Below are 15368 nucleotides of genomic sequence, written 5' to 3'. Positions count from 1 at the left end.
TAATATGGATTACAGTATCACAAAAACAAATGAACTTTAACTTTTATTTCTTAGATATTCACAATAAAAATTCTGAAGGAAAAAATAAAATAAAAATAGTAAAATATCACAAAAACATGACAAGCCCTATGTCGTCTAACAAGTGTGAGTCAAATCATCAACAGTCTAGAAAAGTATTAAAAAGGTTAACCAGTAAGAACTGGCTAACCTTTGATTTGAACGTAAAATTTTTTTCATTTGTTTCAACATTATTCAGCTGATGTTAATTCACTTTCTGTTACCCATTTATGGTTTTTAACTTCTTCTCCACCATTAGTCGGAGTGAAATCAACCATATACACAGTCGTTTCTTCGGCAAAATCAATTTCAGCGGTTGCACCATCCATCCCCTCCATATGGGATGCATCTACTGTAACCTCTGCTCCAGGTTCTAACGTTTTCTCGCCAGCATCTTTAAGCTCTTCGTGAATAACCCATTTATGATTTTCCACTTTGTCTCCACCATTTGAAGGAGTATACGAAATAGCATAAGCGGTAGTATTATAGGCACCAACAATTGTTGCTTTCGCACCCTTCATACTTTCCATGTGATCTGATTCTATAATCGCTTGACTTCCGACTTCATAGGTTGGACTTTCAGCTACTTTTAAACCTTTAGGAACATCACCTGAACTAGAATGGTTCATATCCATATTACTATGATCCTTGTCTTCCTTATTTTCTTTGCTTTCGTCATTAGTATTGGAGCATGCACCCAGTACTAAGAAAAGGGCTGCACATAATGATAAAATGATGGGCATTTTCATTCTTTTTTTCAGCATGTAATAAATCCTCCTTTAACATTTGAATACATCGTACCAATTAAATATGCAGAAATTGTGGAGTACGCTCAGGACAAAAAAATAGAGCCTTTCATACTGTTTTTTCATTTAGTGGGTTTATTCCGGTTTATCTCCTGACCTATAAACAAATAAAAAGACGACTTTTCCTACTCTAGGTGGAAAAATCGTCTTTTATTGTTATCCTTACCTGCTACAATTGAGACTTAATTGGATAAATTCTTCCACTCATTACATAAAGAACTTACCTTTACTCAGCCTTCTGTTATATCTTCCCCTAAATGCTTTTTAACTCAATCTTCAGGCAACGTGATTGTCATGTCATGAAGTAAGGGTAAATTTCCCCCTTTTTTTACAATAAAGAAACTACTCGGAGGCTTTTGATTGTTCAATTTTCTTTATTATATGTGTAAGGTTCATAGAAGATTGTTCTTCAAAATTTCTACCAATAGACCTAAATAACCCTCTTGCTATACACCTTAAAATACTTTCGGCATGCTCGTCCACCATAAAAGACTTTTCAGGAAGACTTGATTCCACGTGAGCACCACCACTCTTTTGAGCAGACTCCTTAATAAAATCTAAGATTGTAATTTCCTGGAGAATGCCCCCTAAACTACTTTTATAGATTACTTGATTTCGCCAAATATTCAAATCAATCCTCGGCTTAGTGTAATCGAAAAGTTCTTCGGGTATTTTTGTATTGCCTTCTTTGCTTATTTCAATGAAATCTTTAACGGGATACAATTTCGGGTTAGGATTGATTTTCTTTATTAAGGAGTTATCAATGGTGACTTTTTCCCTCTTTATTCGTGTATATTTGTTCTCACATAGAATTAGTCTTAACTGCCCGGCAATAACATTATTAAATTCTTTTAAGTCGAAGAGTTCAACAAGCATTACGCTATATTCCAGAATTGTAATAGCCTCATCGAATTTCCGTTTAGTACCAGCGTTTGATCTAGTAAAAACTAATCGATTTTTCTTCTCCATTTTGAATCTCTCCCTTTTCACCTATTCAATTAAAACTATAACAAATGATAAAAAAAAACACCCGTATTGGGTGCTTTATTTATTAGGCCTAAACTTAATTTGCTCTAATTTACGTTTATCTTGGTCTCCTGCAAATTCGATACTAATTACATTAGCTAAGTTGATATGCTTCCCACCTGCTTGTAACCATGTCGCATTTTGAATTAATTGCAGATTCAGAATACTATTGGCTTCATCAGTATAGGGTTCATTCGTCTCTAACTCCTCTGTTTCCCCATTCACATAATAAAATTTGTATTTTGCATTACTCATTTTCATCAGCCTCTTCTCTTGTACTTAGTTCGACAAGGAAGGGTGATTGTCCTGCATTTAATGAGGATCACAAAATCAGATTGTCTCCTTCCTTCAAGGTCGTACACTAATGGTTCCCGTATGCACCCTAACAAATTCAATGTCTAAGTTAAGGAACATAAAAAAGGCTGTCAAAGGTTTCTCGACAGCCTGAGGGAGGGCAACTTTCTTTCGTTATCTCTTATCTATCAAAATACTGCTTCATTATCTCTTTGAATCGTGTGCTATCTATTTCTTCTTTTGTCACTTTCCCGTCATCCCACTGCGTAAAGGATGTATCGGTTAAAGTGATGTTCCCGCTATTTGTAAGTCGAGTGATTAAAGGATGTTTGTTAAAAGGTGATTTTGGGTTTTCACTGATGATAGTTTGAATCTCATTCAGTTCCACAACATTTTCTACGGTCTTTGAAGAATCGAAAGCATACCCAATTTTCCAATCGGGATCTTTATGTTTCAGCTTTAATTCAAAAATATAATCTCCATGTTCGTTACATTCCTTTTTAATCCGAAATTCACCATTTTGAGAAATAACGGTTTCTCCGTTAAATGGTACTGGTTTTAAAGGTAAATTCCCTCCAAATCCCGTATCGACTAAATAAGTTTGACCTTCATGATTTAATAGAATGGCGACATGGGTTCTACCTATGGTCATCCACCCTTGATTGTAAATTACGCCGCGAACTAAGAAAACGTCAAAGTCATTTTCCACTAGGAAAAAATAAAGCGCCGTATTCAATTCATAACAAAGTCCCCCCTCGTTTCTCACGAGAACTTTGTTCATGATATTTTCTTTGTTGATGTCACTAAGATGAGATGCCATTATGGATAAGTTTTCAAAGGGAATTGTTTTCGCTGTCTTTTCAAGAATTTCATCTAATTTTTCAAAAGTCACTTTTTCATGTTCCAGCAGCCCTATTCTTTTTCGGAATAATGCGTTCAGTTCATTCATTACGATTTCCCCCCTTAAGTTAGACACTGCAAAAAGGTATCTTAACTCTTTACATATTTCATTATACTTTGTCCATATTTTAGTCTTCAACTATTCTGGAGTGCCTTTCAGTCTATGGATGCTCTCTATACAAATGAGCTGTATGTGGCGATGCAACAGAATATCCTTATGTATATGTATTAGTGCATCTACACATGATCTAACGGGCTATTCATTCACAATAACTCCATCGTTTTTGATTAATCATTTCTTGTTTAGTTCATACTAATTTTTGATGAAAGATTATTAGGGATGGAGCTGAATGGAATTTGGAAATTCAAGCTAATAATACTACAGAAACTCTCTTCACGATTGTAAAGCTGAATCGGTGTTTTTACGGATAAAATGCCTGAGCTCGCTAAGAAATTCAATTCCTTTACGGAAGAATGCTTTAAAGAAGGTCTATTATCTAAGAAAGAGAAACAGCTTATCGCTTTAGGTATAAGCTTATATTCTCAAGATGAATACTGTATTATCTACCATACTAAAGGATGCCTTGATCAAGGGTGTTCAGAACAAGAAATCCTGGAAGCAATTGGAGTGATGGCAGCATTTGGTGGAGGAGCAACTATGAGCCAGGCTGTAACTCTTGTCCAAAATTGTGTTCAGGAAATAAATCAGATGAAACATTAATAAGGAAACAACATTGGTTAAAATTATTGAAGGGATAGGACTTATGGTGCTTAGTCCTATCCCTTCTTAAATAAGTTGTAAATGGTCGAAATAAATTTACTAGTTTTATTTAGATTTTGTTTGTTCTTTAATTAATGGCTTACGTTGTTATTTCCTTGTGCAGGTGAATATGAATTCAACATTTGTTGCATATCCTGCTGTGCAAGCTGTGGAACTTGGTAGTAATGATGTTTGTTTTGATATATCGAAATCTCATATGCCATTTCAATGCAGTTCGGAATAGAATCTGCAAATACGCGACGCACAACTGGGTTTGTAATTTCAAGTGCAGACATTGCTTTTAAAGAAGCAGCAGACTTCACTGCCCCAAGCATCAAGCCTGAAATGCATTCATCCGTAATTTCCGATATGGATTGCAAAGGTTTCTTTGGCTGAGTTGGTGTCAATCCATATATAAAATCGTTATCTTGATTCATTTTGTAGCTCTGTGTTCGTTTGGATGGGTCCTGGCCAGATTGAAAGCACTCTAATGAAAGGTTATATTCATCTTGGATGAACTGATATTGACGATCCAGAATGTCCAGTAATTCTTGATCCTGTACATGCTGACGCAAAAGCATATAAGTGTTTAAAGTACCAATCGTTCCCGACAACACTTCATGTACATCGAATACTTCATGACCACCGTGATTCATTTGTGGGGGTATAGCACCCGTTTGCATGTTCTGGTGTACTTGACCTTGTTGATTTTGGTTTTGCATTTTATTTCCCTCCTCGTTTTATCAATGATGCGAACAAGTTTAGTATGTTAAAACCCAACAGGATTATTCAATATAAACTCTTCCATGAAAACTAATAAGCCAAGTTCTTCATAATAATTGTATTGTTTTTTTTTGACTAACATTATTACTAAGAAATGAAGGACATACTAGGATTAAGGAAAGTACCTGAGGTAACTTATACTTGTAAAAGGAAGAGGGAATATCTTGGGTATCTTTGGGAATTCAAAATCGGTGCTTACAAAAAAATAAGGAAAAAGGATGGTTAGTCCTTCATACTTAATAATCTTAAGGAACATATTTGCTGATTTTCTTCTTACTAGAATACCAAGAATCCAAAGTTATTTTAATCAAGAAATCCCTACCATTGCAGACTCTCAATTAAGTGGCACTTTGTGCATTCTTGTGAATAATCATTTTTTACAAATTCATGATTACAATTTCCCCGAAAAATACTTAGCTCTTTTTTTAGCTGATCCAGCTGATTTTCCAACTGTTTTATTTCAACTTTAATCTGGATTACTCGATTCATCGAATTCTCCTTTTCGTCCACATTATTGATAGATTTTTCCGTCTGTGTTTCTAAATTCATTCGCTTTTTCTTTCAAGCCTTCATCAATTACAGACTCAAAACCAAGCCCTTTTTCTTTAGCTAAATCACGAATATCTTGTGAGATTCTCATGCTGCAGAATTTAGGACCGCACATTGAACAAAAGTGAGCTGTTTTGGCACCCTCAGCAGGTAGAGTTTCATCATGATATTCAACGGCTCTTTCAGGATCGAGCGATAGATTAAACTGATCTCTCCAACGAAATTCGAATCTTGCTTTTGATAGGGCATCATCTCGTTTTTGAGCATTAGGATGGCCTTTTGCTAGGTCAGCAGCATGGGCTGCAATCTTATACGTAATAACCCCAATTCGAACATCCTCTTTATTTGGAAGTCCAAGGTGCTCTTTCGGTGTCACATAACAAAGCATCGCAGTTCCAAACCAGCCAATCATGGCAGCCCCAATCGCAGAAGTAATATGATCGTAGCCAGGAGCTATATCAGTTGTCAGGGGTCCCAGTGTATAGAATGGGGCTTCTTGACAGACTTCCAATTGCTTATCCATATTTTCTTTAATCAAATGCATTGGAACGTGACCAGGTCCCTCAACCATAACTTGTACATCATGTTTCCATGCAATCTTTGTTAATTCACCCAGTGTTTCCAATTCCGCAAATTGCGCCTCATCGTTTGCATCTGCAATAGATCCCGGACGAAGTCCATCTCCTAATGAGAAAGATACATCATATGCTTTCATGATTTCACAGATTTCTTCAAAATGAGTATAGAGGAAGCTTTCTTCATGATGAGCCAGACACCATTGAGCCATAATAGAGCCCCCACGGGAAACAATTCCCGTCATCCGCTTTGCTGTTAATGGGATATATCGCAGAAGCACACCAGCATGTATGGTAAAGTAATCAACACCTTGCTCAGCCTGCTCAATTAAAGTATCCCGAAAAACCTCCCATGTTAAATTTTCAGCGACTCCATCTACTTTTTCAAGCGCTTGATAAATCGGTACTGTTCCAACAGGTACAGGCGAATTTCTAATAATCCATTCACGGGTTGTGTGTATATTTTTTCCGGTAGAGAGATCCATGATGTTATCGGCTCCCCAGCGAGTGGCCCAAGTCATTTTTTCTACTTCATTCTCGATGGATGAACTAACCGCTGAATTCCCAATATTCGCATTTATTTTCACATGAAAATTACGTCCGATAATCATCGGCTCACTTTCAGGATGGTTAATATTAGCCGGTATAATGGCCCGCCCGCTAGCTACTTCATCTCGTACAAACTCAGCGGAAACACTTTCTCTAATCGAAATAAACTCCATTTCTGGGGTAACGATACCTTTACGAGCATAATGGAGTTGGGTTATGTTTCTCCCCTTCTTTGCACGCAAAGGATTTCGTATCAATCCCGGAAAAACTTCTGCTTTGGAATGAGACTCAACTTTTTTATACCCATTATCTTCGGGTTTTATTTCACGCCCCACATACTCTTCAACGTCTTCCCGTTCAAGAACCCAGTTGCGTCTAATAGGGTCAAGACCTTTACGAATATCAATAGAATACTCAGAATCCGTATAGAAACCGCTAGTATCATATACGCGTAGAGGTAAATTTTCCTCTTCACCAAATGCTCCTGTTGTGGGACTTAGTTTAATTTCACGCATAGGAACTTTTATATCAGGTCTAGACCCCTCTACATAAACTTTTTTACTTCCTGCAAAATTGGACATAATTGAAACGTTCATGTCATTTACTGAATTACTCATGATTTCATTTCTCCTTTTTAAGTTAGATTAAAAAGGACAAAATCCAATCCATTTTCGCACGAAAAAGCCAGGTCTCATATTTAAGACCCGGCTAAAGTTAGTATGACTACAGAAATGACCAAATTACATGTCATTGAATAGTAGATTCTAACTTCCCCACGCTGGTATGAACCAGATCAGGTCCTGAGGGTTAAGAAGCTTTAACGCGCTTCTCTCTCAGCCCAACTTTTATTGGACACCCCTAGTCTGAATAATATTAATTATTACAAGGTAACTATATACCATCCATTTTGGTTTGTAAATAAATTCAAAGACCTATTATTTTAATGCCATGTTTTGAATTAAATAAAATCCCCTCCAAGTTAAGTTTTTTTGAACTTACTACTTGAAGGGGATTTATCCGTTATTTTTTTAGACTCTCAAGGATAGGAAAAAGCTCCTCTAAATGCGTGATTTCATAATTAGGGATGACTTCATTCCGTTCCTTATCATGACGGTTTATCCAAACCGATTTAATGCCTGCACGTGATGCACCAAGGATATCCGTCATTAAATTGTCGCCGACCATTAATACTTCATCCTTATCAAGCTCCATGATTTCTAATGCATGCTCGAAAATAGAAGCATCCGGTTTCCCACGTCCAAACGCGCCGGAAATAACGATTTGATCGAAATAAGGAACTAACTCAGGCGTGATTTCAAGCTTCGTATTTTGAAGCTCAGGTGAACCATTCGTCAGCAATAACAATTTGTACTTCCCTTTTAACTCATCTAACACCTGGAATGTTTCTTCATAAATAAATGGTTTTTTCCGTCTCTCAGCAGGGAATCGCTCTGCTAGCTCAAGACCAAATGCCGGGTCATCAATCCCTAATGCCTTCAAGCCTCTTGTCCATGCCTCTTTCCGATAAGCCGGTACAATCTCGGCCATCTTACGGAATTCATCATGATCATCTCGAAAATTACCCCAAAGTCCTTCAAATGGGTTGATACCGATCATTTGCGTAAATTCATATGTATCATAAGAAGAATAAAGCTCACGTGCTTCTTTCCGTACCGCTTCCTCAAACTCGTCAACATTCAAATCATATTTTGCCTTTGCCAATTCGCATGTCGCTATAAAAGCCTCTTTCACACTCTTCTGATCCCAAAGTAACGTATCATCTAAATCAAAAAAAACTGCCTTTACCAAAATGTTCACCCTCTTTTCCTACCATTGGATTCGAAAAAATTACACTATTACAATAATAAACCACAACCATTAGAAAAAGAATAACTATCGGTAAAATGCCTTCATCTTTCTTTGAAATATCAAATGCTTACCGCTCATGAAAATTTCAAAAAATTCACATGCGAGTTTTTCCTTATTATCTTTCGAACACATACAACTTTCCATTACTAGCTATCTTAAACTTTGGACCTGCGAACCCCCGTCGGATCAGCTCTTTCCTCATATATACCATGAGAGCAGCATGACTCACAATCAAAACATCCTGCTCTCCTTTTGCAAAAAGCTCGTCCAATACTTTATTGATCCGTTTCTCAGCAATCTTAATCTCCGCTCTCGTCTGCTTGTTAACTACCGAGCAACAGCGAATCCAAATGGCCCAAAGTATGAATGGCAGTTTCACCTTCCCGTTTAGAGGTGGAGATGGTATTTCCCGAAGTTCCTCCATCTGATTAACCTCACCAGGATAGATATGCTCAGCCGTCTTCACTGCTCTCGACATATCGCTGCAATAACATCTCTTCCATTCCTCATCGTCCAATAAAGTTGTCCCATAAATAATATCTGCTGCATCATAATCCTTAAACCATTGATTCATATCATCCGCCGTCACATATTTTCCGGTTGGGAATTCATGTGCCACCTTAAAGTGTCGTACTAAACCAATTTTCATTTTTTTCTCCTCTTTAACTTTTGAAATAAAAAATTCACTTTCTAATTGATCCACCTACTTATATAATAGATAATGTAAAAATTATACAAAGGTGGTAATTGAATGCTATTCAAGAATTTCACTAAGATTGTCCTTGCTGTCGCATTAACTTTTACATGCATCTCTTTTTTACTGATAAAAATCGACTCAGTCTCAGCAGCCACTACAGAAAATGCCACGGTAAATACGAAGGGTACCCCTTTGACTGTTAGAAGTGGCCCCGGCACCAGCTATAAAAAAGTAGGATCGTTGGAGAAAGGGAAAGCCGTAACCGTTTATTCGAAAACAAAATCCGGCTGGTCGGAAATTCGGTACAATGAAAAAAAAGCCTATGTATCTACAAAATATTTAAAATTCAGCAATGTGAAGATAACCAAGAAAAAATATAAAAATATCAGTGACTTGTCGTATCCGCAAGTATCAGGACTAAAAAGTAAAGCAGCTCAGGATAAAATTAATCAGGTGTTAACTAAGCATGCCAAGGACGCCTATTCCTCTTATCTGCAAGCCAAAAAGGATAGGGAAAAAGATAAAAATGAGGAATGGTGCAAAGAATCCCCATACTCTTGTCAGTATAGTTACAGTATTTCGTATAAAGTGAAATTCAACCAAGATGGAAAGCTAAGCATCCTTATTGACGATTACTATTATAGCGGCGGAGCTCATGGAATGGGATACACAACATCCTATAATTTCAAAGAATCTTCCGGTAAACAGGTGAAAATCAGTGAAATCCTCACATCTAAAGCGAAGTATACGAAGGTACAGAAATATGCTTATGACTACATGAGGAAAAGAGATAGTTTTTATGTAAAAAAACAGAGCGATGTTCCCGTCAATAAGGATTCACAGTTCTATTATACAAACGGGGGGATCTATCTCGTATTCCAAGAATATGAAGTGGCTCCTTATGCTGCTGGCCGTCCTGCCGTAAAAATCCCAAGTAAGGTTTATAAATAATTTCGTTGCACAGGGGCTAACTCCTGTGCTTTTTTAGTACCCTTTAATTCAATATATCTAACAAATGATGAAAAATATAGAACCATATTTCACAATCTGATGCGCTTTCATGCATACTTACCATCGCATTCAAAAAAGTGGATTTTTTAATAATAAATATTTGATGGAATATGTTTTTAACCAATGCCGAACTTACTTTTGTCTGATTTAAACATAATTCGAAGAAGCTCTTAGTTAAAGGACGAGAATAAGGAGTGAATAAGATTTACCTGAAATGGAAAGATGGGGACGTATACGAAGAAAAGCTAACCAGAACGGATTTAAAATGATCCAAGAATAATAATGAAAATAGAGAAGGCTTTTACCTTCTCTATTTTTTCACTTCAAAAATTGGAGTTCCGTAATCGTACATATTTTTCTAAATTTATATTTACCGCTCATATCACTAAATTGGTAATTATTCAGTAGCTTTTCCAGCTGTCCTTTTAGCTTTTCTTCCGCGATAAATGAATCGACAGTTACTTTCCAATTTTCTTTTCCGATTAGATCATCGAACGGAATAATGTCTAGAACTTCATCATAAATTTGGATGCTCTGATCAATTCCAAAGCTTCCGTATATGCTGCCATTTTCATCAGCAAAAATATGCTCCGATTCCAGATCCTCCACCAACACCTCTAAAAACCCCTTTGACTCAACAGGCTTGATGGCAATCTCTGCTTCAGCCTTTACAGGCCCTAATCTCTTATCAACAATCTCAATCGTTAACTGAACTTGAATAGGCTGATATACTACCTCAAACCCTTCACACAGTTCAGCTGCCGAATTATATACCATCAGACCTACCTCCCTTTATCAATATTATTATATAATAAATTGCATCATTTTCTTATCAAACACTCTTATTCAAGATCATTTATCGGCCTTTTTTTAAAAAAACTCATATTATACTTCTCTATATCATAATACTATGAAGATCTGACGCGCAAATTGCCCTCGATGTCACACCTACGATAATATCATCCTTCTTCTGAAGTTTCGGATTAGGTTTAAATTCTAAAAAACGAGATACAAAAAAAAAGCCCCGAAGAATCGAAGCTTACTTATGGATACCTTTATTTAGTTGATGATTCCTAATAAGCTTATATAAATCTTCTCAATCTATTCTTCATTTACTCATAATCTGATTGTGTTTTTCTTTTTTATACTCTTTTATTACCTCATTAAATACATCAGGGTAATTTGTAAACAATCCCGTTGCTCCCCATTCTAAAGCTTTTTTCATATCAGCTCTTTCATTTACTGTATACGGATGAAATTGAAGACCATGATTTCTGACCATTTTCACGTATTGTCCATCTATCTTAGTGAAGTTCGGACCAACTCCAATGGCATATTCCTTAATAGATTCCAATTCTTTATCAGAAATAGTTGCCTGATTCTTATAAGAGAAAAGTTGAACCAGTGGTAACTTTGGATTCATGTCATGAACCTTCAACAGACTTTCTTTGCTGAACGATTGTATAAGTACATTTTTGGTACGTCCCTTTGAATCTACCATCTTATAATCTTTCAGAACCTCTAGAAGTTCTTTTTCCATTCCTGGATATACCTCTGGAGACTTAGTCTCAATATAATAATTTGCCTGTCTGCCAAATTTTTTAAATACCTCTTCAAGAGTTGGAACCACTAACCCCTTATAATTCGTTTTTGCAAATTGCGGATATTTTTCATTGAACCAAGAGCCGGCATCCAGTTTTTTTATTTCTGCTAGTGTTAAATCTTTCACCAGGCCTGTACCATTTGTTGTGCGATCCACCTTTTCATCATGCATCGCTATTAATCTTCCGTCCTTAGTCATCTGGAGATCGATTTCTATGTAGTCACCCTTCATTTGTTCTCCCAATTGATAAGCGGGAATGGTATGTTCAGGAGCATAACCAGAAGCACCGCGATGCGCGACATTCACAATTTTCTTCTCATAAATTGATGAGTTTGAATGATTTTCTTTTGCTGAAGCAGCTGAAGCATCCAACGATGTAGCCTGTAATATAAATCCTACGCTCATAATACATAAACCTAATTTCTTTATACTAGTTTTCAATTTCCCTCTCTCCCTTCTATTCTTACTTTCATTTTAGAAGGGAAATGTAAAGCTACGACTAATATAGTGTAAAGAAACTACATCTCTATAAAAATAAGGAAAGAAACCCATAAAACAGCATACTGATAAAAAACTACTTAGTTCATTTCACCTATATTGAATGCACTATCCAGTTCCTTTAGACTTACTTTACTTAATTTGCTTCCCAACTTAAAGCTTTGTAAAACGAGATATCAAAATCTATGTTTTTTTGATTTACAAAAAACTAGTAAAAGATTACTATTAAAAAAAACAGAATATTAAAATCAAGGGGAATTATGTTAAAAAACTATCAGTATTATCAAAACAAACACCGATTTATACTTAAGGCATTTATGGCAATGATATCCTTTTTACTATTAGTTGGCATTTCTGTATCTCCAATAAGTTGGAAAGCTAATCCTTACGATATGTCTTTACAGGTCATTTTGATATCTGGAATCATTCTTTCTTTGTTATTTTTCGTAAAAAAAGAAACTAATTTATATAAAACCCTGTTCATTTTCTTAATTACTGTTTATTTATATATTAAATTTTGGGTATTCCCAGATACTGCAATTATGTTGTCTTTATTCGCAATAGCACCCTTAATCCCCATTTTTCTCTTTGATAAAATAGGGTTTTATATTGTCGCTTCTTTAAATATCATACTTGGACCTACTTTTATCTTAGTTATTTCGCATACAAATCTTCAGTATAGGTACGAGTATGTCGCATTAGATAGTTTTGGTAATACATTGAATTTTATAGCTATACAAATAATATTAGTATTTGTATTTATAGGCACAAACAATAGAATGGAATCCACAAATGCATTTCATAAAGAAATTCAACAAGCTAAACAATTAAATTCAGTCGGTCAGCTAGCCGCTACCATTGCGCATGAAATAAGGAACCCCATTACAGTCGTAAAAGGGTTTGCCCAATTATTAGATCAAGAAAAAGAACTGAACGAAACAGAAAAATTTTATGTACAAACCATGCTTACAGAACTTGAATATACACAGGTAATAATCAATGACTATTTATCATTAGCAAAACCACAATCAGGAAGTAACCAGGTTATTCATTTGAATCATGAAATTCAGAAAATCTCTGATCTATTAACTAGTTTTGCTAATAATTGTAATGTAGGCTTTCTACTTAAATTTAGCGGAGAACTATACATCAAAATGAATCCGATTGAACTTAAACAAGTATTAGTTAATATTATTAAAAACGGGATTGAATCAATGAACAATCCCGGATTTATCACTGTAGAAACAGAACAAGAACAAAATATGGCAAAAATAAAAATCACGGATACAGGTATAGGACTTTCTAAGGAACAGCTTGAAATACTAGGCACGCCGTTTTATTCACTTAAAGAAAGAGGTACCGGTATCGGCTTAACTGTTTGCTATAATATCGCCCAAAAATACAAGGGAGAAATTATAGTTAAAAGCCAATTGAATAAAGGAACATCCTTCACTATTTTTTTACCTTTATATAAAGAAAAAGAATAAAAAACAACACCTTCCCGTAACTCCAACAAAACAAAAAAAGGATGACCTCCCATCACGGGCGGTCATCCTTTTCAATTAAGCTTTAAAGCTATCTTGCCATTTCAGTAAATGATTTTCTAAAAAGCGGACAAACGAGTCTGAGATTTTACCAGCGAGAGCAAAAATGATGATACCTTTGCCCAGTTTATTCAAGCTAATGTTTTTTTTGATAGACGATTGGTGATGGTATCTTCTTGTGGTGAAGTTCGCCGTATGTAAAAGGCCAGTATGAACGCAACTACGGTTAACCATGTAGCTATCATAAATGCATCATCTACCCCCATTACACTTCCTTGTTTAATGGCCATTGCCATTTGGGTTTTATTTTCTGGTGATATGTGATTTTGTGCTAAAATTCCCTGTACATGTTTCGTTCCCTGATTTGTCATAACTGACACAAAGAATGCCATGCCGACAGCACCTGCAACCATTCTCAACGTATTAACCATTGCTGTTCCGTATTTATTTAAGCTAAGTGCCAATTCATTTAATCCAGCTGTAAAGATAGGCATCATCAGTATCGACATACCAAACATTCTAATAGTATATACCCATACCACATAAGAATAAGACGTATCTGTTTCAAGCCGTGTTAAAAGATAGGTTGTAATAATAGTAATAGCAAGTCCGCTTACCGCAAGCCATCTCGCCCCAAACCGATCAAACAGCTTACCTGTGATAGGAGACATAATCCCCATTACAATACCTCCAGGCAATAGCATGAGGCCAGATTCCAAGGGAGTAAAGCCACGGATATTCTGCATATAGATTGGCATTAATATCATTCCAGAGAACATACCCATAGTCGCGATGACGTTGATAATCGTAGTTAATGTGAACATCCGATAACGAAAAATTCGAAATTCCAAAATAGGATGCCTTACTGTAAATTGCCTCCAGACAAATAACACTAAACTGATCCCGCCTACAAGGAACATTATAAGGACTTCAAAACTGTCCCATCCCTTAGTACCGCCTGTAGCAAATCCGTATAGAACTCCGCCGAATCCCATGGTGGATAGAACTACACCCATTTTATCGAGTTTGGGACGGCTAGTTTCCCCTACATTTTTAATAATAAAAATTGCAAAAAGAAAGTCTAGAAGTGCAAATGGGAAAATGACAAAAAACAGAACTCTCCAGGAATAGTTTTGTACAATCCATCCTGATAACGTTGGTCCTATGGCTGGGGCAAAATTCATCGCAACTCCAAATATACCCATCGCAAAACCCCGTCTGTTCGGAGGAAATAAAGTGAATATCACGTTTGTAATCAAAGGGAATAGAATCCCTGCACCTGCTGCTTGAACCACACGTCCGATCAATATGACGGAGAAGCTAGGTGCAATTCCACATAAAAAAGTTCCTAAAGCAAAGAGTCCCATCGAAGCAAGATATAATTGCCTTGTATTAAACCGCTCCATTAAGAAAGCTGTGATCGGGATGACAATCCCATTGACCAACAAAAAGATAGTTGTCAGCCAATTAGCTGTTGCAGCAGATATTTCAAAATGATTCATCAATTGAGGCAATGCGATATTGATTAGAGTCTGATTCAAGAAAGCGACGAGAGCACCAGCCAGCATCACCGCAAACATGGGGCCTGTACGAATTTTAGTGATTGCTGTTTTATCGAGATTCATTCTTACGGCACTTCCTTTTGGTTGAGTTATTACATATTGTTAATTCCTGTATTTTTCAAGTCTTAATATTCTAATTCGACTTTACTAAGTTAATATGCCTCTCTATAATAAAGGAAATCAACCTGTCTTTTCCAATAATACACGTCAGCTAAATTCGTTTAACCTCAATTTACGACTTTTAGATGGTGTTTTTTATCAACTCATATTGGCACTATTTAAAGT

The 15368-nt window shown here is 36.1% G+C and carries 15 protein-coding genes and 1 riboswitch; of the genes, 3 read left to right on the top strand and 12 right to left on the bottom strand.

All coding sequences use genetic code 11. The annotated features are described in order from the left end of the window. Positions 1-248: 248 nt before the first annotated feature. The 4 genes from AKG34_RS01915 to AKG34_RS01900 all read right to left on the bottom strand — a co-directional run bounded on the left by AKG34_RS01915 (position 249) and on the right by AKG34_RS01900 (position 3132). Complete coding sequence (locus AKG34_RS01915) at positions 249-821, bottom strand: YdhK family protein (protein ID WP_180320449.1); 573 nt, start codon at positions 819-821, stop codon at positions 249-251. Positions 822-1205: 384 nt separating this feature from the next. Continuing rightward, on the bottom strand, positions 1206-1832 hold the full coding sequence (locus AKG34_RS01910) for a hypothetical protein (RefSeq protein WP_053344533.1): 627 nt from the start codon (positions 1830-1832) through the stop codon (positions 1206-1208). Positions 1833-1907: 75 nt separating this feature from the next. After that, entirely contained in the window at positions 1908-2144 is a 237-nt protein-coding gene (locus AKG34_RS01905) for a hypothetical protein (RefSeq protein WP_053344532.1), read from the bottom strand. A 220-nt stretch (positions 2145-2364) separates the two neighbouring features. After that, positions 2365-3132: an arylamine N-acetyltransferase family protein gene (locus AKG34_RS01900; protein WP_053344531.1), complete on the bottom strand. Its 768-nt coding sequence runs from the start codon at positions 3130-3132 to the stop codon at positions 2365-2367. Between the two features lie 363 nt (positions 3133-3495). Between AKG34_RS01900 and AKG34_RS01895 the strand changes: the two genes are divergently transcribed. Next, positions 3496-3804, top strand: a complete 309-nt coding sequence (locus tag AKG34_RS01895) for a carboxymuconolactone decarboxylase family protein (RefSeq protein ID WP_236694986.1) — start codon at positions 3496-3498, stop codon at positions 3802-3804. A 131-nt stretch (positions 3805-3935) separates the two neighbouring features. Here AKG34_RS01895 and AKG34_RS01890 read toward each other — a convergent pair whose 3' ends face one another. The 5 genes from AKG34_RS01890 to AKG34_RS01875 form a co-directional block, all read right to left on the bottom strand. After that, entirely contained in the window at positions 3936-4565 is a 630-nt protein-coding gene (locus AKG34_RS01890; protein WP_053344530.1) for a spore coat protein, read from the bottom strand. 379 nt (positions 4566-4944) lie between these two features. Next, positions 4945-5115: a hypothetical protein gene (locus AKG34_RS27820; RefSeq protein ID WP_161804894.1), complete on the bottom strand. Its 171-nt coding sequence runs from the start codon at positions 5113-5115 to the stop codon at positions 4945-4947. Between the two features lie 22 nt (positions 5116-5137). Beyond that, on the bottom strand, positions 5138-6919 hold the full coding sequence (gene thiC / locus AKG34_RS01885) for a phosphomethylpyrimidine synthase ThiC (RefSeq protein WP_053344529.1): 1782 nt from the start codon (positions 6917-6919) through the stop codon (positions 5138-5140). Positions 6920-7052: 133 nt separating this feature from the next. Continuing rightward, positions 7053-7169: riboswitch (TPP riboswitch) on the bottom strand. A 150-nt stretch (positions 7170-7319) separates the two neighbouring features. Then, positions 7320-8108, bottom strand: a complete 789-nt coding sequence (locus tag AKG34_RS01880) for an HAD family hydrolase (protein WP_053344528.1) — start codon at positions 8106-8108, stop codon at positions 7320-7322. A 175-nt stretch (positions 8109-8283) separates the two neighbouring features. Continuing rightward, positions 8284-8817, bottom strand: coding sequence for a histidine phosphatase family protein (locus AKG34_RS01875; RefSeq protein WP_053344527.1), 534 nt, complete (start codon positions 8815-8817; stop codon positions 8284-8286). Positions 8818-8919: 102 nt separating this feature from the next. On the opposite strand from AKG34_RS01875, the gene AKG34_RS01870 reads away from it, so the two are divergent. Next, positions 8920-9816, top strand: coding sequence for a PdaC/SigV domain-containing protein (locus AKG34_RS01870; protein WP_053344526.1), 897 nt, complete (start codon positions 8920-8922; stop codon positions 9814-9816). A gap of 378 nt (positions 9817-10194) precedes the next feature. Here AKG34_RS01870 and AKG34_RS01865 read toward each other — a convergent pair whose 3' ends face one another. After that, a complete protein-coding gene (locus tag AKG34_RS01865) occupies positions 10195-10653 on the bottom strand; it encodes a hypothetical protein (RefSeq protein ID WP_053344525.1) in 459 nt (152 codons plus the stop codon). A 331-nt stretch (positions 10654-10984) separates the two neighbouring features. Continuing rightward, positions 10985-11884 (bottom strand): glycerophosphodiester phosphodiesterase, encoded by a 900-nt coding sequence (locus AKG34_RS01860; RefSeq protein WP_152952331.1) that lies wholly within the window; start codon positions 11882-11884, stop codon positions 10985-10987. A gap of 353 nt (positions 11885-12237) precedes the next feature. Here AKG34_RS01860 and AKG34_RS01855 point away from each other — a divergent pair, with 353 nt between their 5' ends. Further along, positions 12238-13464, top strand: a complete 1227-nt coding sequence (locus AKG34_RS01855) for an ATP-binding protein (RefSeq protein WP_053344524.1) — start codon at positions 12238-12240, stop codon at positions 13462-13464. A gap of 188 nt (positions 13465-13652) precedes the next feature. Here the strand turns inward: AKG34_RS01855 and AKG34_RS01850 are convergent, their stop codons facing one another. Continuing rightward, positions 13653-15146, bottom strand: coding sequence for a DHA2 family efflux MFS transporter permease subunit (locus AKG34_RS01850; protein ID WP_053344523.1), 1494 nt, complete (start codon positions 15144-15146; stop codon positions 13653-13655). Between the last annotated feature and the right edge of the window lie 222 nt (positions 15147-15368).

The sequence above is a fragment of the Peribacillus butanolivorans genome, from assembly GCF_001273755.1.
Lineage (GTDB): Bacteria > Bacillota > Bacilli > Bacillales > DSM-1321 > Peribacillus > Peribacillus butanolivorans.
This window is presented reverse-complemented; position numbering and strand designations above follow the sequence as displayed.